This window comes from Acidobacteriota bacterium, from assembly GCA_016196065.1.
In the GTDB taxonomy this organism is placed as follows: Bacteria; Acidobacteriota; Terriglobia; order Terriglobales; family Acidobacteriaceae; genus Acidiflorens.
In genome coordinates, this window is sequence record JACPYL010000010.1 from 320,094 (window position 1) to 338,848 (window position 18,755).

At 57.6% G+C, this 18,755-nt stretch carries 15 protein-coding genes; 9 read left to right on the forward strand and 6 right to left on the reverse strand.

The window, feature by feature from the left end; genetic code table 11:
* The first annotated feature begins 202 nt into the window (after positions 1–202).
* The 3 genes from HY010_04780 to HY010_04790 all read left to right on the forward strand — a co-directional run bounded on the left by HY010_04780 (position 203) and on the right by HY010_04790 (position 4,808).
* Positions 203–925: a Crp/Fnr family transcriptional regulator gene (locus HY010_04780; protein MBI3475024.1), complete on the forward strand. Its 723-nt coding sequence runs from the start codon at positions 203–205 to the stop codon at positions 923–925.
* Positions 926–1,104: 179 nt separating this feature from the next.
* Positions 1,105–3,150: a cytochrome b/b6 domain-containing protein gene (locus HY010_04785; GenBank protein MBI3475025.1), complete on the forward strand. Its 2,046-nt coding sequence runs from the start codon at positions 1,105–1,107 to the stop codon at positions 3,148–3,150.
* Between the two features lie 125 nt (positions 3,151–3,275).
* Positions 3,276–4,808, forward strand: coding sequence for a NapC/NirT family cytochrome c (locus HY010_04790; protein ID MBI3475026.1), 1,533 nt, complete (start codon positions 3,276–3,278; stop codon positions 4,806–4,808).
* A gap of 88 nt (positions 4,809–4,896) precedes the next feature.
* Here HY010_04790 and HY010_04795 read toward each other — a convergent pair whose 3' ends face one another.
* From HY010_04795 to HY010_04810, 4 genes are all read right to left on the reverse strand, one after another.
* Positions 4,897–5,271, reverse strand: coding sequence for an STAS domain-containing protein (locus HY010_04795; protein MBI3475027.1), 375 nt, complete (start codon positions 5,269–5,271; stop codon positions 4,897–4,899).
* Positions 5,272–5,405: 134 nt separating this feature from the next.
* Complete coding sequence (locus HY010_04800; protein ID MBI3475028.1) at positions 5,406–6,035, reverse strand: response regulator transcription factor; 630 nt, start codon at positions 6,033–6,035, stop codon at positions 5,406–5,408.
* A 29-nt stretch (positions 6,036–6,064) separates the two neighbouring features.
* Entirely contained in the window at positions 6,065–6,460 is a 396-nt protein-coding gene (locus tag HY010_04805; GenBank protein MBI3475029.1) for a hypothetical protein, read from the reverse strand.
* 543 nt (positions 6,461–7,003) lie between these two features.
* Positions 7,004–7,612, reverse strand: coding sequence for a hypothetical protein (locus HY010_04810; protein ID MBI3475030.1), 609 nt, complete (start codon positions 7,610–7,612; stop codon positions 7,004–7,006).
* Positions 7,613–8,073: 461 nt separating this feature from the next.
* Between HY010_04810 and HY010_04815 the strand changes: the two genes are divergently transcribed.
* On the forward strand, positions 8,074–9,369 hold the full coding sequence (locus HY010_04815; protein MBI3475031.1) for a radical SAM protein: 1,296 nt from the start codon (positions 8,074–8,076) through the stop codon (positions 9,367–9,369).
* Between the two features lie 78 nt (positions 9,370–9,447).
* Here the strand turns inward: HY010_04815 and HY010_04820 are convergent, their stop codons facing one another.
* Positions 9,448–10,524 carry a 6-phosphofructokinase gene (locus tag HY010_04820; GenBank protein ID MBI3475032.1) on the reverse strand — a complete coding sequence of 359 codons (1,077 nt, stop codon included), beginning with the start codon at positions 10,522–10,524 and terminating at the stop codon, positions 9,448–9,450.
* Between the two features lie 205 nt (positions 10,525–10,729).
* Here HY010_04820 and HY010_04825 point away from each other — a divergent pair, with 205 nt between their 5' ends.
* Together HY010_04825 and ruvC are read left to right on the forward strand one after the other, a co-directional pair.
* Positions 10,730–12,766, forward strand: a complete 2,037-nt coding sequence (locus HY010_04825) for a carbon starvation protein A (GenBank protein ID MBI3475033.1) — start codon at positions 10,730–10,732, stop codon at positions 12,764–12,766.
* Positions 12,767–13,167: 401 nt separating this feature from the next.
* On the forward strand, positions 13,168–13,662 hold the full coding sequence (ruvC, locus tag HY010_04830; GenBank protein ID MBI3475034.1) for a crossover junction endodeoxyribonuclease RuvC: 495 nt from the start codon (positions 13,168–13,170) through the stop codon (positions 13,660–13,662).
* Positions 13,663–13,665: 3 nt separating this feature from the next.
* Here ruvC and HY010_04835 read toward each other — a convergent pair whose 3' ends face one another.
* Positions 13,666–15,183, reverse strand: a complete 1,518-nt coding sequence (locus tag HY010_04835; GenBank protein ID MBI3475035.1) for a hypothetical protein — start codon at positions 15,181–15,183, stop codon at positions 13,666–13,668.
* Between the two features lie 194 nt (positions 15,184–15,377).
* Here HY010_04835 and HY010_04840 point away from each other — a divergent pair, with 194 nt between their 5' ends.
* The 3 genes from HY010_04840 (at position 15,378) to HY010_04850 (ending at position 18,714) form a co-directional block, all read left to right on the forward strand.
* Entirely contained in the window at positions 15,378–16,250 is an 873-nt protein-coding gene (locus tag HY010_04840) for a hypothetical protein (protein ID MBI3475036.1), read from the forward strand.
* 138 nt (positions 16,251–16,388) lie between these two features.
* Positions 16,389–17,048 (forward strand): hypothetical protein, encoded by a 660-nt coding sequence (locus HY010_04845; protein MBI3475037.1) that lies wholly within the window; start codon positions 16,389–16,391, stop codon positions 17,046–17,048.
* Positions 17,049–17,337: 289 nt separating this feature from the next.
* On the forward strand, positions 17,338–18,714 hold the full coding sequence (locus HY010_04850) for a FecR domain-containing protein (protein ID MBI3475038.1): 1,377 nt from the start codon (positions 17,338–17,340) through the stop codon (positions 18,712–18,714).
* Positions 18,715–18,755 lie beyond the last annotated feature (41 nt).

The window sequence follows — 18,755 nt, forward strand, 5'->3', positions numbered from 1 at the left end:
GCCAGTGATTCCGGGACGCTTTGGTGCAGAGTCCCTGCTGCCGCCCCCCATGTGACTTTCATCACATTCAGCTGTGCCGTCTATCACCGCTCCGAGTTATTGCAGGACGCACACTAACTAGGTGATCGCCATCACAGGGCCGGCTGATGTGCGTCGCAAGAGAACAGCCGGAGTGCCCGGGCGATTCATCGAGGGGGGCAATGTGCTCTCGCCATATGGACTCGACATTATCGAAAGCTGCCTGACCTGCAAAATGCGGGCCGACCGGATCTTTTGTGATCTGCCAACCTCAGCCTTACAGGCGTTTGAAAGCCTGAAATATGCCGCCGCGTATCCCAAGGGAGCCGTGCTGTTCGTGGAAGGCCAGGCGCCGCGTGGCATTTTCGTTCTATGCAAGGGACGAGTCAAACTGTCGATCTGTTCCAGCGACGGCAAGACGCTGATCCTGAAAATTGCGGAACCGGGCGAAGTCCTCGGCCTGAGCGCCACCGTTTCCGGCAAAGCCTATGAACTCACCGCGGAGACGCTCGATCCCTGCCAAGTGAATTTTGTGAAGCGCGAGGAATTCCTGCGTTTCCTCAAAGAGCACAGCGAAGCCTGCTTCCGCGTCGCGGAGCAACTCAGCGAGAAATACAACGTCGCGTGTCATGAAGTGCGTGCTCTTGGACTCTCTCATTCCGCAGAAGAGAAATTGGCGAAGTTGCTGATGGAATGGACGTCGAAGAATGGCGAAGGCCTGAAGCCGGAGCCCCGCCTCAAACTAGCGCTGACACATGAAGAAATTGCCCAGATGATCGGTACGTCGCGTGAAACCGTGACTCGTCTGTTTGCCGACCTCCGTAAACGTCAGATCCTGCAGACCAAGGGTTCAACCGTCGTCATCCGCAATAAATCCGCTCTGCGCTCGCTGGCCACCACCGGGTGAAGTCCGAGAACAAACCATTCTGCAGGCGTGCGCTCGCGCGCGCTTGTGTGCTCATTTCGGATGAACCTTTGCTAGTGATCGAAGTCACTCCTCGAAGTGCCACGGCTCACTGCCTCAAGGTTGCTTCGCCTTCCAGAATGATTGCAGAAAACATTGCTGAAACTGGGAGGTTGTGAGGCATGTCCGTACGCGGGACACAAGAGAATCGCTGCTGGCCACGGATGAACGGCTGGAAAGCATGCGCCCTGTTTATCGTCCTGCTCGGCGTGTTTTCCGGCGTAGCAGAAGGCAAGGCAAAGAGCCCTTCCAAGCCCAGCAACGAGGATTGCCTGGCCTGCCACGGCGACAGTGGCCTGACCACAGAGCGTGACGGGAAGTCGGTCAGCCTTGCCGTGAACCCGGACAAGTTCAAGGCATCGATTCACGGCGCGATGTTCACCTGCGTCGACTGCCATACCGATCTCAAAACCTCTCCCCACGAAATTCATCCCGCGAAGGTCAACTGCGCTACTTGTCATGCCGATCAGCAGGCCGCCTACGACCGCGGCTTTCACGCCAAGGCGATCGCCTCGGGCGACGCGAAGGCGGCCACATGCACCGATTGCCACGGAAGTCCTCACGAACTGTTGCCGGCGAGCGATCCGAATTCAAAAGTGAGCCATCTGAATATTCCGAAGACTTGCGGTGGCTGTCACGGCGAGAAATTTGTCATGGGAGCCAGTGGACACAGCACGCAGCCTTTCTTTTCCTACGAAGAGAGTGTCCATGGGCGCGCAGTCGCATCGGGATCGGAAGCCGCGGCGGTCTGTACGGATTGCCATGGCACGCACGAGATTCTGAACGCGGCCGACGCCAAGTCCCCGATTTTTAAATTCAATGTGCCGAACACCTGCGCCAAGTGCCATGCCGCGGTGAAGGATGAATTTGTCCAGAGCATTCACGGGCAGGCGATCAGCCGCGGGAACGGGCAGGCTCCAGTCTGTACGGATTGTCACGGTATTCATTCCATTCAATCGCATCTGGATCCGAAATCTTCCGTGTCACCGCGCAACCTCGCGCTCATTACCTGCGCCCGATGTCACGAAGGAGTGCGGTTGTCGCAGGAATTTGGATTGGAGGGGCGCCGCTCTTCCACGTATCTCGCCAGCTATCACGGGCTCGCGTCGAAGTTGGGATCGCAGATTGTTGCCAACTGCGCAAGTTGTCACGGGGTGCATAACATCCTGCCGTCCAACGATCCGCGTTCGACGATCGCGCGGGAAAATCTGGTGCGGACCTGCGGGCAGTGCCATCCCGGAGTAACGGAAAGTTTTGCGCTCAGCAAAGTACACGTGGACGCGCCACTCTCGGCCGATATCGGCAGTGTGGCAGTGCGCTGGATCCGGCGCTTCTATCTGTCCATGATCTTCACCGTGATCGGCAGCATGCTGCTGCATAATTTCATCATCTGGCGAAGGAAAGTGTTACGCCTGCGCGATGCCTATCCCCGCACGATCACGCGCATGAACAGCAGCCAGCGCTGGCAGCACTTGACCTTGCTGATTTCGTTCCTCACGCTGGTCGTCACCGGATTCGCCTTGAAGTATCCCGACTCGTGGTTGTCGATGCTCCCCGGAATGGGAGAGCAAGTGCGCGGCCTGGTGCATCGCTTTGCCGCAGTGGCGATGCTGGGCGCGAGCGTGTATCACATCCTGTATGCGCTGTTCACCCGCGACGGCCGCAAACTGGTTCTCGACCTTCTTCCCGAACCGAAAGACGCAACGGATGTCGTGAATGTCCTGCGCTACTATCTCGGATGGGGCGGGGACAAGCCCGAATTCAAGCGCTTCAACTACGCGGAGAAAGCGGAGTACTGGGCGCTGGTGTGGGGAATCATCGTGATGGCCGGCACCGGCATCATGCTGTGGGCCAAGGTGTCCTTCAGCAGCATCCTTCCCCGCTGGTGGCTGGACATCGCGACGGCGGTTCACTTTTACGAGGCGGTCCTGGCGACATTGGCCATCATCGTCTGGCACTTCTACCAGATCTTCTTTGATCCCGATACCTATCCCATGAACTGGGCCTGGTGGGATGGCAAGGTATCGGCGCATCACTACCGCGAAGAGCATGGGCTAGATACCGCAACCTTGATGGACGATGCGGACGCCGAGTCCGAGAGCGCTCCTGACGTTACCGCCGAGAAAGTAGCGGCTCCGGAAGAAGTGCCCACGCATCGAGACCCATAGCGTGGGGCAGCACTCGCTGCCCGGAAGGCTTACAATTCCCGGACCAGGACAGCGCCACATTGAAGTCGATTCACACTAGCATATTTGGATTTTAATCACTGATAAGCACGAGGAGATTCCGCACTATGGCCGATGCCAATTCCAGTTCAGCCCCGCACATTGCCGGATGGGCTCGTTTGCGCCAATTGCTGAACAATCAAATTTCGATTATCGGCCTGGCGCTGGCGGCCGTTGCCTTGGGCAATATTCTCTTCCTGTTTTTCATGGACCTCACGACCGCCCACCCCAGTCCTTACGTCGGCATCCTGGCATACATGGTTGCGCCCGGATTTCTGATTGCCGGACTGGCCATGGCCGCGTTCGGTGCCTGGTACTATGTCCGCCGCGATCGCAAATCTCCGGGATCATCGCATTACTTCCGCCTCGACTTCTCCGATCCGGCGCATCGCGGCGCGCTGGCTTTCTTCATGACGTTCCTGGTGGTGTTTATCGGGATGAGCGTGGTTGGCAGTTACCGCGCGTATGAATTCACAGACTCGGTCAGTTTCTGCGGACAGCTCTGCCACTCCGTAATGTCGCCCGAATTCACTGCTTACCAGCAGTCGCCGCATGCCCGCGTCGCCTGCGTGGACTGCCACGTTGGAGCGGGAGCGACCTGGTATGTAAAGTCAAAGTTATCGGGCGCGCGGCAGGTTTTCAAAACCGCCCTGGGTACTTTTCCCAGGCCGATTCCCACCCCGGTCCACAATCTGCGTCCTGCGTCAGATACCTGCGAGACCTGTCACTGGCCGAAGAAGTTTTATGGCGCGCAGTTGAAGGTTTTCAATCATTTTGCCAGCGACGAGAAAAATACCCCGCGCCAAATCCGTTTGCTGATCAAGACCGGGGGCGGAGATCCTTCGACCGGTGAGCCGGAAGGCATTCACTGGCACATGAACATCTCCAACGAAATCAGCTACGTTGCGTCGGATGATGAGCGCCAGAATATTCCCTACATCTACGTCAAGGATATACAAGGCCGGGTTACGGAATATTTCGTGAAGGATGCCAACCTGAACAAGGATCAACTGACCAAGGCGACGCGGCACCGCATGGATTGCATGGACTGCCACAACCGCCCCTCGCACATCTATACTCCGCCTGACATTTCCGTGGACCGGTCCCTGGCCGCGCACCGACTCGACATTCGCTTGCCGTTTGTGAAGCAGCAGTCCGTCACCGCTCTCACCGGCGATTACGCCACCACGGACGCTGCCATGCAGGGCATTGCGAAGACAATTTATGAGTTCTACAACTCGAAGTATCCAGAACTCGCGAAAGAGAAGCAGCCCGAGATTCGCAACGCGATCGACGAACTCCAGCGTATTTATAAAATCAGCATTTTCCCGGAGATGAAAGTTGATTGGAGAACGCATCCGAACAACATCGGCCACTTTTACTACAGCGGATGTTTCCGCTGTCACGACGGCAACCACGTCAGTGCCGAAGGCAAGGTGATCACGAAGAACTGCGATACCTGCCACACGATTCTCGGACAACAGGAGAATGCCGTGAGCCTCTCCGCCATGCCTGGTCTGGAATTCAAACATCCAGTGGACCTGGGCGACATGACGGCCGTGACGTGCAGCGATTGCCATAGCGGCGGAGTGGGGCCGTAGGCGGAAGGCCAATTCTTTGTGGAAAGTGCTTGGCAGTGACTATTGATTAGGATTTGGACGCTTCGCGCGGGGATCGAAACTCACAGCCTCATGCTGCGCTTTCTAATCCATTCCAGGATTTCTCCGGCTCGCAGCCCAGGACCATCAGTGCTTCACTCATTCCAGCGATCATAATGTCTGTGTCGTGGCGGGCGCGTTCCAGACTTTGTCGAACGCCGTCAACGGGACTGACCACTCTAAGTTGAATTCCGTGGTCGCGAGCCCATAGGTGCAAAAATACCACCATACCCAGGCCACCACCCTCCACTGCGCCCACTCTCGAGAGGTCGAGTAGCACGACGCGCGCGTCGGTTTGCCTGATGACAGCACTTCGCAACTGGAAAGCGGCCTCGCTTCTCACGATTCTGCCTGTGCAGTGAATCACAGTGACATCGCCAATCTTCTCGACAACCAGGTTAAGCATGATTTTTCCCCAAATTGCTGCAGTGCTGAAGCGCCCCTCCCGATTTCGTGAAGACTTTCTTCAGCGCGTCTAAGAGGTTTGATTCGTGGCCGGCAAGATTGATGTGCCGCCTCTGTCATTTGTTTGTCAATTATTTAAGGGATAAATTTGTAGCCGATTCCACGTACGGTCAAAAAATGGATCGGCCGGTTTCGATTCAACTCCAATTTCTGTCGCAGCATGCAAATGTGGCTGTCGACAGTTCGAGTGGAGGGGTAGTGACTGTATCCCCACACTTGGGTGAGTAGTTCTGCTCTCGAGAAAACCCTCGCCGGGGCTTGCGTTAAGAATCGGAGCAACTTGAATTCCTGGGTAGTCAGTTCGATAGGTTTTTCGGACTTGCTAATCTGCATCGTCAAGAAGTTGACCCGCACCTCGCCAAATTGCGAGCTCGTGGCGTCGCCCCCGGTTCGGCCAGGGTTGAGTTCTCCACGCACCCGCTCCAACAGTTCCCGCCAAGTGAGCGTCAAAACGAAAACCCGCTGCAATGTTGATGTCCATGCACCCGGTTCCGCCGAGTGATTGAGTTTCTGTCGCGGGACCAGTGCGATCTGGTAGTCGTCGTCGTGAATCCACTGGTGGGGCCGGTCGCCGCCCGACGACAATATGGGCGGGTTCTCCAGATAGACATTGCTGTTTGCGCCTGGTCGATGGAAATCCTGCCGCGTTTCCTCCCCATGCGATCCGAGAGAGCCGTCCAAAACAGGTAGCGTTCTAAGTGCCATGGCTTCGCCTCAACTATTTGTGTGTTCGCCTACTTCGAGGTCTCTTTGATGTCAACGGTCGAGTCCGACCACATCACAGCGCGCCTTGCAATGCCAGCTTGCTCCCGCTTCACAAGATCTCCCATCGCGAAGATCACAACGCCTTCCGCAAAGAGATAGGGGTTCCATTTTGTGAGTCGAATTTCCCGCGTATCCCAGAACGCTCCATCCTGGTCGGCCCCCAGCACGAGGGTGACCTGCGGCCGGATCGCATGAACCCCACCAAACTGTTGTTGAACTGCCGAACATGCGGACAAGTAGAGATGGTTCGCTTCCTCAGCCGGCCATCGCTGTTTGCCCTTTACCTGAACTGCGAATAAGCTCTGCCCCCAACTCGCAGCGGTCAACATAACGATCACGATCATGATCCTTGATGTCTTTGTCATCGCAACTCCCGAAGCCGGCCCGTTAACGATCTTGTGCCGGCTGGTTCTCGTTCCATTTGTGACAATTGACGCTGCGAGAGACGGAAGGGAACTTCATTCTCGCTCTTCTCGATCTAGGGAGTTCATTTCCAGCTAAGCCATTGATTCTCGGGACATCAGGCCGAGATATATCCTCTGGTTAGGGCGCTTCCAGCCAGCTTGGCCTTCCTCCCAATGCACAGGGCGATGGAAAACATGTCGTAGACGCCGATCGGCGGTCAGGAGAAGAGCGCGAAGCCGGGGACAATAGTCAGCAGCAGCCCATCAAGGTTTTGTGAATTTTGCTTGGACGGCCTGCTGAGTTCGTGGGGGGAGAATTGGGTGCTCGCATCTGCCGCATCAGTGGCATCGCTACTAGGGCATTCACGCCCCCGAGGGTCGCAAGCTAGATCAACACGTGACTCCAGCGAGCAACCCTACGCGGTGCGTTTACAGTTTCTGACTGGTGTGTACGCGAGCAGAAGAAGCGATCCACCAGGTGGATGTTCATTAACCCCTCATACTTTATTGCGGAGTCAGAACCACTTCGAGCACCCCGCCGCCGATGGTCTGTGGGCCGTCGACCGCGAAGGCGTGCGTCGAGTCCAAGATTGGCTGCGAGAAGTAAGCATGGACCTTCTTGCGCGACACTAGGGAATCGGAATAGCTTCCGATCAACTCTCCCCGGAATACGTACCGGATGGTCCCGTCAGACTCAACCTCTTCATCCAGCCGTGACCAGACCCACCCACCTCCGTTACCCGAACCCGAGCTGAAAACGCATTTCTTGGTCTGACAAAACGCGTGGCCTGCGCCATCGTCCTGTAGATAGAAATTGCCTCCCGAACTAAATTCCACACCCGCCGCGTAATCAAACGGCGCCTGCTGGTTGAGAATCGGACCCGTCCGATAGTGCATGAACGATCCCGATTGATTTTCCAAAGGCGCCCCACCATCGCGGAACTTCCCGCCGTACACGTAGAACGTGACTGCGACCTCCGGGGGATTTAGAGCGCTGATCAAGGGAACCGAGGAGACCGTCGCCGCAAAATCCAGCTTCAGACTCCCGTCCTGCGCCGCCAACATCAATGACTGCGCCAGAAGTACAACTGTAACCGCCAACAACTTATGCATCTTGTCCTCTCTCTGATGAAACCTACGCCGACTCGTAATTACTGTTTACGCTTGCTGAAAACCCTAATTCGGTTGCGTGGTCAAATTTCTCTCGTACAACTTCGCGAAATGAGTCTTTATTTCGTCCAGCTACATCCTTGGAGTGGTTCGTGCGTGCTTCGGATGCGGACCTCGCGTCAACTGATTGTTAAAGAGTGCTGACAAACATTCCGACGTGTGGCAGCGCATTTCACTATTCGGAAACTAATGAGGCGAACGGACTCAGCAGCAGAAGCCATTTCTTGTTTCAGATGGGGAAAGCGCCCTCCGTCCAAGCCAGGCGTTCTCGACCATTTCCCCGCGATCTGTCTCCATTTCATTCACTTAGCTCCGGTGATGCATGTCACATTTCCTTGTGACACCCCTCACGGCCCGCGGTTCGTTACTGTCTTATCGTCATCTCCAGGGTGAGGTCGAACTCCATGGTTCTTAACGTACTCAATAATCAAAAAAAGGCCATCAAACCGAAAGAAGCAGGAAGCGTTCAGCATTCCCACAAGGGTGAAGAATTCAAGCCGCGATTGATTTTCTGGGAGGTCACGAAGGGTTGCAATCTGCGCTGCATCCATTGCCGCGCCACCGCGACCGAACTGTCGTCGCCCAAGGATCTTCCAACCGACACAGCACTCGACATCATTGATCAGATCGCAGCCCATGCGAATCCGATCCTGGTTCTGAGTGGCGGCGAGCCGCTTTATCGATCCGACATCTACCAGCTCGCGCGTTATGCCACCGACAAGGGATTGCGGGTTGCACTCGCCACCAACGGAACGATGGTCACAAAAGATGCGGCTCGGCTGATCGCCGACTCGGGCGTGAAGCGTGTGTCCATCAGTTTGGACGGAGCCGATGCGACCACGCATGATTCGTTCCGCGGCATCCCGGGCGCGTTCGATGCGGCGCTCTACGGTTTCCGAAACCTGAAAGAACTCGGCGTCTCGGTGCAAATCAATACCACCGTGGCCCGTCATAATTCCCACCAGCTGCCGCAAATTTTAGAACTCGCGAAGACGGTCGGGGCTGACGCTCTTCATACTTTCTTGCTGGTCCCGGTCGGATGCGGCGTCGACATTGCTGCCGAGCAGATGGTTCCGCCGGAAGAATACGAACGGATGTTGAACTGGTTTTATGATCAGTCTCTGGAAGGCGGCATTGAACTCAAAGCGACGTGCGCCCCGCACTACTTCCGCGTGGTGCGACAGCGCCGAGCTTCCGACCGTCGCGCTGCTGAGAAGGCCGCCTCGCCGGTTCACACGGCTCCTCCGGCCGACGCCATCGGTCCGACGGATACGCTGATGCCGGGCGGTACCGGAATTTCACTTCGTCCCCAAGGGCCTCCCCCTGGACATCACACCGGGCATCCCAGCGGACACCCGAACGACATGAATGCCATGACCAAGGGTTGTCTCGCCGGGACCGGCGTGTGTTTCATCTCGCATGAGGGAGAAGTTTTTCCCTGCGGATATCTGCCAGCCATCGCCGGCGACCTGCGTGAGGAAAAGTTCGCCGACATCTGGGCGAATGCCACCGTATTCAATGAACTACGCGAGACCGACAACCTGAAAGGGAAATGCGGCTGCTGCGAATTTCGCAACATCTGCATGGGATGCAGAGCGCGCGCCTATGCCGCTACCGGTGACTACCTGGATGAAGAACCGTTCTGCGTGTACGAACCGAAGTCGGAACACCTGAAGGCCAAGGTGAAAGAGCGGGAGTAAGTTGGCCTGAAAATTCCTCCGTGTCCCCTGTGGTGAGAGTTCTTTTCAACCACAGGGGACGCAGAGACAATCGATCAGCTACGCCAACTCCGTAGGTCTTTCTTCCAGACGATCCAAGATGCCCGTGGCGGCGTCGAGAATTTCCTTATCGACTTTGCGGTTGGAAGCGATGGCCTCGGCCAGCGGGATAGAAATGATCTTGTTCCCGCGCAAAGCTGCCATCTGGCCAAAGTCTCCGCGATGCACCATGTCGATTGCGCCCAGCCCATAGCGGGTCGCGAGCACGCGATCGAATGAACTCGGCGATCCGCCACGCTGAATGTGGCCGAGAACGACCGACCGTGTTTCAAACCCGGTGCGCTTTTCGATTTCGCGGGAGAGCACGAGCCCGATACCGCCCAGCCGAAGGTGACCAAATTCATCGCGACCGGCGTCCGCCAGAACGGGTGCCCCATCGTGCATTTCCGCGCCGCCGGCAAACTTGGCGCCCTCGGCGGCCACCACGATACTGAAATAACGTCCTCGGGCGTGGCGCTGCTTGATGAGTTCCGCAACCTGATCGATATCGAACGGAACCTCGGGGATCAGGATCACGTCGGCACCGCCCGCGATGCCGCTGTAGCAGGCGATCCATCCGGAATCGCGACCCATCACTTCGACCACGATCACGCGGTTGTGCGCCTCGGCCGTGGTATGGACGCGATCAATGGCACTCGTGGCAACGTTGACCGCCGTATCGAATCCAAACGTGAAGTCGGTGCCGGCAAGATCGTTGTCAATCGTCTTGGGCACGCCCACGACTTTCACGCCCTGGGCAAAGAGCTTTTGCGCGACTGAGAGCGTGTCATCGCCGCCAATCGCGATCAGCGCATCGCAACCGTTTTCCTTGAGATGAGTCTCGCAGCGATGCAAGCCGTCAGCATGCTTGGCGGCGTTGGTGCGCGAGGTCCGGAGAATCGTACCGCCACGAGGAAGAATGCCGCCCACCGCATCCAGGTTGAGCGGCATGGTTTTATTTTCCAGCAAGCCGCGCCAGCCCTCAAGAAAACCGACGAACTCGTCGCCATAGTGAAACGAACCTTTGCGCACAATTGCGCGAATTACCGCATTCAGGCCGGGACAATCCCCGCCTCCGGTCAGCACTCCAATTTTCATCGCCTCTTCCTCATCAGGGTGTAGATTGGCCCGTCCCCGGACGGATAGTCTCCGCCGCTGTTGCATAAAATGAGCCGGAACTTACAAGATTATCATGGGGCGGTTTCGATCAGGTTTAGAGAGTGCGAGGGGCACTGGGACGGAAACCCCGCTTGCGCGGCTGCTGTATTTTGTCCACAATACTCGCCGGGCCTTCGACTTCCTCATGCATAAAGTTTTGCGCACTCTCCTTTGGGTTTTCATCAGCCTGCTCGGTGCCTTCGCACTGGCTACGATTGCGCTTCATCGCGGTGAAGAGATCAACGCCATGTGGCTGGTGGTGGCCGCAATTGCGAGCTATGCCGTCGGATACCGCTTCTACAGCAGTTTCATTGCGGCAAAAATGCTGGCGATCGATCCTCGGCGCGCGACGCCAGCCGAACGTCTCGACAACGGCCGCGATTTTGTTCCCACCAACAAATGGGTCGTCTTCGGACATCACTTCGCCGCGATTGCCGGGCCTGGACCGCTGGTAGGTCCCGTACTGGCAGCGCAATTCGGCTATCTGCCCGGCACGTTGTGGATCATCGCGGGCGCCGTGCTCGGCGGCTGCATCCAGGACTTTGTGATCCTGCTTTTCTCCGTGCGGCGTGACGGCAAGTCGATGACCGAGATGGCGAAATCGGAAATCGGCAAAGTGGGCGGTTTTGTTTCGTACATCGCCGTGATCAGCATCATCGTCATCTTGCTGGGAGCGGTGGCGCTGGTGGTCGTAAACGCGCTGAAGTCGAGCCCGTGGGGCACGTTCACGATTGCGATGACCATGCCCATTGCGGTGCTGATGGGAATTTATCTGCGCCGTATTCGTCCCGGCAAAGTGCTGGAAGCTTCTGCCATGGGATTCGTGCTGGTGCTGGCAGCAATTTTCGGCGGGCAGTGGGTTTCGCAATCGCCTGCCTGGGCTGCGGTGTTCACGCTGAGCGGGGTCACTCTGGCGGTGTTGCTCATCGTTTATGGATTTGCTGCGTCCGTGTTGCCGGTCTGGTTGTTGCTCGCACCGCGCGACTATCTCAGCACGTTCGTGAAGCTAGGAACGATCGCATTGCTGGCAATCGGCATCGTCATGTTGCGCCCTACGCTGCACATGCCGCCGCTCACCAGGTTCATCGACGGCACCGGGCCAGTATTTGCGGGCACTGTGTTTCCGTTTGCATTCATCACGATTGCATGCGGAGCGGTGAGCGGATTTCATTCCCTCATCTCCAGCGGCACCACTCCCAAACTGATCAGCCGCGAACCGGAGACTCGCCTGGTCGGCTATGGAGGCATGCTGGCCGAGTCGATGGTCGCGATCATGGCGATGATCGCCGCTTCTGTGTTGCAGCCAGGCGTGTACTTCGCGGTAAACAGTCCCGCAGGCATTGTTGGACAACTGCCCGACAAAGCGGTGGCAACGATCAGCGGGTGGGGATTTCCAGTCACGGCAGCTGAAATGGCGCAGTTGGCGCACGCCGTGGGCGAGCAGACGCTCTTCAACCGCACGGGAGGCGCTCCCGCGTTCGCGGTGGGCATGGCGCACATCTTTTCGAACAGCCTAGGCGGACAAGCACTGATGGCGATCTGGTATCACTTCGCGATCATGTTCGAGGCCCTGTTTATCTTGACCGTGCTCGATGCGGGTACGCGCGTGGGCCGCTTCATGCTGCAGGACGCGTTCGGCCATATCTGGAAACCGCTGGGCCGCACGAGTTGGTATCCGTCAATATTGTTCACGAGCGGATTGATGGTTGCCGCGTGGGGATACTTCCTCTGGCAGGGCGTGAAAGATCCGCTCGGTGGAATCAATTCATTGTGGCCGCTGTTCGGCATCTGCAACCAGTTGCTGGCGACGGTCGCACTCTGCGTGGCGACGACGATCATTATCAAGATGGGGCGCGCGCGCTACGTGTGGGTGACGCTGCTCCCGCTCTGTTGGCTGGTGGCGGTGACGTTCACGGCTGCGTATCACAAAGTTCTGAATCCGAACCCTCGCATTGGATTTCTGTCGCATGCCCGGCAACTGGCCAGCGCAGGTGCCGACGCGCGGCTGATCTTTAACGACCGGTTGGACGCGGCGGTTGCGGGGACATTGGTTGTGCTGGTAGCGGTAGTCCTGATCGAGTCTGCATTGGAATGGGCGCGCGTTCTTTCTGGACGCAAAGCTGCCAGTGTGAAAGAAGCGCCCTTCGTCATGACGCGCCTGGCGATGGAGGAGCAGGCATGAGGGTCTGGAACGGACTTCTCGAATCCGTCAATTTGTTGCGAGCCATACTGCGCGAAATCTTTGACGAATCCGCCTACGCACGTTTTCTGGATCGGCAACGGCTGGCATCTTCTCCGGCTGCTTACAGCGAGTTCCAGCGAGAAGGCGAGGCTGCCAGGGCGCGACGGCCCCGATGCTGCTGATGTTGTTTTTTTTCGTATTTTCTCCCCTCCCAATCTGTCATCCTGAGCGGAGCGAAGGACCTGCTTTTCTCTGCCGCCCGAAGGCAGCGGGTCCTTCACTTCGTTCAGGATGACAATTCCTATGGGGAGTGGAAGTGAAGCACTGAAGACTCGGGCTAATAGCTACGAGCTAGGAGCTACGAGCTAAGAAGCTGAAGTCCCACCTGCTAGACTCTCTCCATGCGCGTCCTCGGCATCGACTGCGGCACCGAGTACACCGGATACGGCATCGTCGACTTGCTGGCCGACGATACTCTGGTTTGCCTGGACTGCGGCGCGATCAAACTCTCTTCCCGAGAACCGATGTCTACTCGGTTGTCGCGCATTAGCGTTCGATTGCACGAGATCATTGTTGAGCATCATCCCGACCGGGTCGCGATCGAAGATGTCTTCTACGCTCTGAACGTGAAGTCGGCGTTGAAGTTGGGACAGGTCCGGGGCGTGGCGATGCTCGCCGCCGCGACGGCCGGACTCGAAGTTGCCGAGTATTCTCCTCTGTCGATCAAATCAGCCGTGGTCGGTTATGGGCGAGCGGAAAAGCATCAAGTGCAACAGATGGTGGCGCGTCTGCTCAGGCTCGACGAAATCCCCGAGCCGCCCGACGCAGCCGATGCGCTGGCCATCGCCATCTGCCATCTGCACACCGCGGCGACCAAAGAGCGGCAAGCAGGCTAGGGATCAGCTGGTTGTTTTCACGACCACTCCGGCCGCCAGCGGGCGGGCTACGTAGACAATCGTCCCCAGTACCTCTGGACGTCGCAACAGGCGGCACATCAAGAGGCGTCCCCAGCCGCTGTCGGGTTGCATGAGTAACCGCCCTTCGATCTCCAGCACGTCCTCGGAATTTTCGTCCTTCCACACGTGACTTTGAAATTCCACCCGCAGACCGGGACAAGGTAAACGCGTGCCCCGATAGTAGAAATTGGTTCCCCGGATGCTGAGACCGCCTTCTTCCAGCGGAGTGACGCACAGTTCCACTTCGATATGTTTGTCGACGAACACCTCGAATAACGTGGGAACACCCTCTACCGAGCGCACGACGAAGTCGGAATCGAATACCCGCAGAGTGCCGCCCATGTAGAGTTCGCGCAGAAAATGCATGGAACCGTCGCCGCGCCGGAATACACGGAACTGTGCGTCCACTTCGGAGCCGCTTTCTTCGTACGGACCTTGCCCGATCAAGAGCGTGATCACGCGCGACCAGAACTTTGTCGGCAGCGTGTGCAAGTCAACTCGCACGCGTACTTGAAAATGTGCCGGGTTCTGATAGAAACGCACGATCAGGGGATGCACTTCGTGGATGCGCGGGCCCAGCACGTCGGCCAGTAGCGGCCACCCGTCTTCGGCCTGGCGTCGTCCGCGATCGCGTTCGCGCATGCCGCGCCGGTAGACTCGCGATGCATTCCAGACAGTGAAGGAGTAGCGCGCCGCACCGATCGCCAGCCGTCGGTAGGTTACGATTCCCGGCCGCGATTCCCCCGCGGGAGTGAGCATTGCCCGAAAGCCTTCCCACCAGTAGCGCCGGACCATGTGCCAGCTCACCGTGCACAAGCGCGAGAATGTCGCTGACAGACTGTGCGCGAAAGCGGTCTCGTAAGCGACGGTTCCGTCGAGTGCGAAACTATCCATGAGCCGCGTGCCGAGTGTGGCGTCTACATGTTGCTGGATGGCTTGCCAGGTCGGGTCATGAGCATGTGCGGAGGTTTGTTGCCGGAAGCGCTCGTCCAGTCCACTGCTACGCACGCGCTCCATGTCCTCCATGTGAGCGGCAATCCACAACTCATCGCGGGTCTGCCAGGGACGACCAGCTTCGCAGGCGTCTGCATATTTGCGCCATGCTGCGGTGCGCGGCGAACCATCGGGGCCGGCGGGCATGAACTCTTCGCCCATTTCATCGAACTCGGGCGAGAAGCCGCGAAAGCGTCCGAGCGCAACCGCGCAGGCGGCCAGCAAATGCAGATCGGCCAGGTGACACGGATAGCGCCGGTAGAACTCCAGAAGCACCGCCGTTCGAGATCGCGCCCGCAACTGACGTTCGGCGAAGGCCGCCTGTTCTTCGGGTGTGGCGTGAGGAAGGTAGCGTTGCGCTTCGCGAAGATCGGATGCGGTGAGCGCAAATGGTGGCGCGGCCAAATCGCCGGCGGGAGTTGTGGCAACGGTCGGGTCCGCCACGGGTTTGGCACTGGCCAACGGCACAAGGGTTCTTTATGCGCTTTTCATGCCAGCGTCAAGTTACTTGGGTCGCACCGGAAACGGGGATTAGTCCACGAATATTCGTTTGGGCAGGGGTGGCAGATTCTCGGCGATTCCCGAGCTATCCTGATTGTGCCGTGCAAGCATGCGGAAAGTGCCGCAGACGGCCGATTCATCTTTTGAAACGTGAGGATCCGATGCGCCTTCCCCGCGCCGCTTTTGGGCTGTTCGTCTCGTTGGTGTTGTCTTCGTCAATTTCATTGGCCAGCAACCAGGCTTCCTGCACGTTTACGACATTTTCGGCTCCAGCCGGATATGCCTTCGCCGCCGTTAACGACGTGACCGATGACGGCACCGTGGTTGGCCAACTGGAAGACAACAACTCTGGAGCGTTCGTAGCTTTTTCGCGTTCCGCCAGCGGGAAGTTCACGATCTTCGATGCTCCGAATTCGATCTTCACCTGGTTCAGCAGCCGCAATATCCAAGGCGTCAATGTTGGCTCTTATCTGGATAACGGACGCATCCAGCATGTTCACGGATTTGCCCAGTCAGGCAGCAGTTTTGTGGAATTCAATTATCCGAAGGCGACACACACCTGGCTTTACGGGATCAACACTGCGGGCGTCGTTGCGGGCAGCTTTGCGAAAGGCGTTACCGTCAAGGGATTCAAACTAGACAGCGGTAAATACACCGTGATCGCTTTTCCGGGCGCACAAGTCACCAATCCGCAGGCAATCAACGACAGCAATCTGATCGTAGGATCGTATTCTGATGGCCTGGTCGACCACGGATTTACGTGGAAGAACGGAACGTTCACTACGATCGACTATCCGAAGTCGCGCTATGGAACCGTGCTCACGGACGTAAACAATGCGGGCGTGATCGTTGGCAATCGTCTTTCCTCGGACCGCTCGTTTGGGTTTATCGACAAGAATGGCGTCTTGTCGAGCATCGTGTATGCGGGCGCAAAGAATGCCATGGCAGGCGGGATCAACAACAATGGCCTGATTTCCGGCCAGATCGTCTTTTCAGCAACGAACACACAGGGATACACAGCGGTGTGCAAGTAAGACAGCACTCAGCATTCGGTATTCAGCGAATGCATCCGAGGCCCAAAGTCGGGTCGAGTGAAGACCTAGCGGCAAAGAGCTAAAAGCTGCTTCCGACTTGACGAATCTTGCCTGCTTACCCAATGATGGCTGTGGCCCATGCTGCGCGGATTTCACTTCGTTTTATTTCTCATCCTGACGTCGGCGCTCTCCTATTCCCAGGCCAAGCCCGAGATGGCGACGGTTAGTTTCACGCTTGATTTTCCAGGATCTCAGCCGTCACATTATTCCTTGAGAATTCAGTCCGACGGCAAAGCGCACTACACTTCAAACAGCAAGATCTCCTCCGAAAGCGAAGACACGGACAATTTCGATTACGACTTCAGCGTCTCGTCCACGACAAGGGACAAGGTTTTCGAACTCTCTGCCAAGACCGGATACTTTCAGAAGAGCCTCGATCCCCATCGCAAGAACATGGCATTCACCGGGAGCAAGACCCTGAGCTACCAAGATGCGCAGCGTAGCTCGGAGGCCACCTACAACTACTCCCCCGACGTAGCGGTACAGGATCTGACCAATTTGTTTCAAAGCCTCTCCGCGACATTGGAACTTGGTCATCGACTGGAGTTCGGTCTCCGCTATCAGAAACTGGCACTGGCCGAAGAATTGAAGCGAACGGAAGAATCGGCGCGCCTCAACCCGCCGCTTGAAATCCAGGCGATCGCGCCGATTCTGCAACAGATCGTGGCGGACTCCTCGGTGATCAACGTGACCCGCGCGCGCGCCCAGCGCTTGCTCGACCGGTCGGCAGCTCGCTGACGCCTCTCGTGGCTCCGCCGGACATTCCGTTCGACCATGACCTAGGCCATTGGTTCATTAGGCCTAAAAATGGCTTGACTTAACCTCCGCTGCCTTCCACACTGCAGCCATCTCGAAATCATTCATGGATTACGTAACTGACTGATCTGATGTAGGTTAGGCGCTTGCGAGGATTTGGGAGAATCTGAGAAAGAATCGGGCGACGTCCGCAAATTAAGGTGGACGCTCGGCAACTAACTGAATGGCAACGGGTTCTAACGTTTTAGGGCGGGTCTCGGGAGATCGATATATGACATATATGACAAGCACGAAGTTGGCAAAGACTTTGGCAGTGTGGACGATGCTGACAGGCGTCCTGCTGATCGGTTCCGCGTCGGCGGAATCCAAGGCTCGCATCGTGCGCTTGAGTGAAGTGCAGGGCAGCGTGCAGATGGACCGAGGCACGGGCGACGGATTCGACAAGACATTCCTGAACATGCCGGTCGTGGAAGGATCGCGCCTGCAGACCGCGAATGACGGCCGCGCCGAAATCGAGTTCGAGGACGGCAGTACTCTCCGCATCGTTCCCAATAGCGAAGTGGAATTCACTCGCCTTTCGCTCGGAGACGATGGCCAGAAAATGAGCACGATCCTCCTGACGGCGGGCATGGCCTACGTCAACTATCGCGGCAAGAGATCCGATGAATGGACGTTGAACTTCGGGCATGAGTCCGTCACGCTGAATGAGCCTGCGCATTTCCGCGTCGGCCTTGGGCACGACGATATTACGCTGGCAGTGATCAAAGGCCGCGTGAATGTCGGCGGTCAGTCCGGTTCGGTTGAAGTCGATCAGAAGCACACGGCCACCTTCGAGGTGGACAGCGACCGCTATGATGTCGCCAAGAATTTCGAAGAGAATTCCTACGACGAATGGGACAAAGAGCAGAGCGAGTATCAGGATCGCTATGCCAGCCGCAACTCCGGTAGCAATTCATCTCCCTACGCTTACGGCATGAGCGATCTGAACTATTACGGCAACTACATGTCGGTGCCGGGATACGGCATGGTGTGGCAACCGTTCTTTCTGGATGCCGGTTGGAGCCCATATCAAGACGGCGGCTGGGCCTACTATCCGGGTGCGGGCTACATGTGGGTGTCCTCGTATCCGTGGGGATGGATGCCCTACCGCTACGGCAACTGGGCCTACGTACCCGGGTTTGGCTGGGTGTGGCAGCCGGGCTATTGGAATACCTGGAACGCGTTGCCGCGGGTTGTGAATCCACCGCGCAGAACGGTTGTGCCAGTTCCTCCGGCGCGGAGCCGGGCACTGGTGATGGTGGGAAGAGGTTTGACGGTGAATCCGCTGCCGGGAGCGCAGAGACGGGTCAACATCACACCGGGATCTGCGGGATTGGGCGTTCCGCGCGGAACGGTCCGCAATCTCGACCATGTGTCGCGCGAGGTCGGCAGGAACAGCCGTGCAGTAGAGGTTTCGACCGAGCCGCGTGGACGGATCGCGCCACCGAGCCGGTCCTCGCATGGGAACTCAACGAGCGGAAATACCAGCGCAGCGAGTTCTTCCTCGACTTCGTCGACGACTCCGCCGTCGCGAGTGTACAGTCCACGGACGCCCTCGCCATCGTCGCGGATGCCGTCAGCGCCGCCGCGCAGCAGCAAGCCGCACTAGTACAAAGAGTGTTTCTCCTGGATGAGGGCGACCGATCGGGG

Excerpts from the sequence above, each read along its gene's own strand:
- HY010_04785 (MBI3475025.1), top strand. The coding sequence starts at position 1,105 with ATGTCCGTACGCGGGACACAAGAGAATCGCTGCTGGCCACGGATGAAC.
- HY010_04790 (MBI3475026.1), top strand. The coding sequence starts at position 3,276 with ATGGCCGATGCCAATTCCAGTTCAGCCCCGCACATTGCCGGATGGGCT.
- HY010_04795 (MBI3475027.1), bottom strand. The coding sequence starts at position 5,271 with ATGCTTAACCTGGTTGTCGAGAAGATTGGCGATGTCACTGTGATTCAC.
- HY010_04800 (MBI3475028.1), bottom strand. The coding sequence starts at position 6,035 with ATGGCACTTAGAACGCTACCTGTTTTGGACGGCTCTCTCGGATCGCAT.
- HY010_04805 (MBI3475029.1), bottom strand. The coding sequence starts at position 6,460 with ATGACAAAGACATCAAGGATCATGATCGTGATCGTTATGTTGACCGCT.
- HY010_04810 (MBI3475030.1), bottom strand. The coding sequence starts at position 7,612 with ATGCATAAGTTGTTGGCGGTTACAGTTGTACTTCTGGCGCAGTCATTG.
- HY010_04815 (MBI3475031.1), top strand. The coding sequence starts at position 8,074 with ATGGTTCTTAACGTACTCAATAATCAAAAAAAGGCCATCAAACCGAAA.
- HY010_04820 (MBI3475032.1), bottom strand. The coding sequence starts at position 10,524 with ATGAAAATTGGAGTGCTGACCGGAGGCGGGGATTGTCCCGGCCTGAAT.
- HY010_04825 (MBI3475033.1), top strand. The coding sequence starts at position 10,730 with ATGCATAAAGTTTTGCGCACTCTCCTTTGGGTTTTCATCAGCCTGCTC.
- ruvC (MBI3475034.1), top strand. The coding sequence starts at position 13,168 with ATGCGCGTCCTCGGCATCGACTGCGGCACCGAGTACACCGGATACGGC.
- HY010_04840 (MBI3475036.1), top strand. The coding sequence starts at position 15,378 with ATGCGCCTTCCCCGCGCCGCTTTTGGGCTGTTCGTCTCGTTGGTGTTG.
- HY010_04845 (MBI3475037.1), top strand. The coding sequence starts at position 16,389 with ATGCTGCGCGGATTTCACTTCGTTTTATTTCTCATCCTGACGTCGGCG.
- HY010_04850 (MBI3475038.1), top strand. The coding sequence starts at position 17,338 with ATGACATATATGACAAGCACGAAGTTGGCAAAGACTTTGGCAGTGTGG.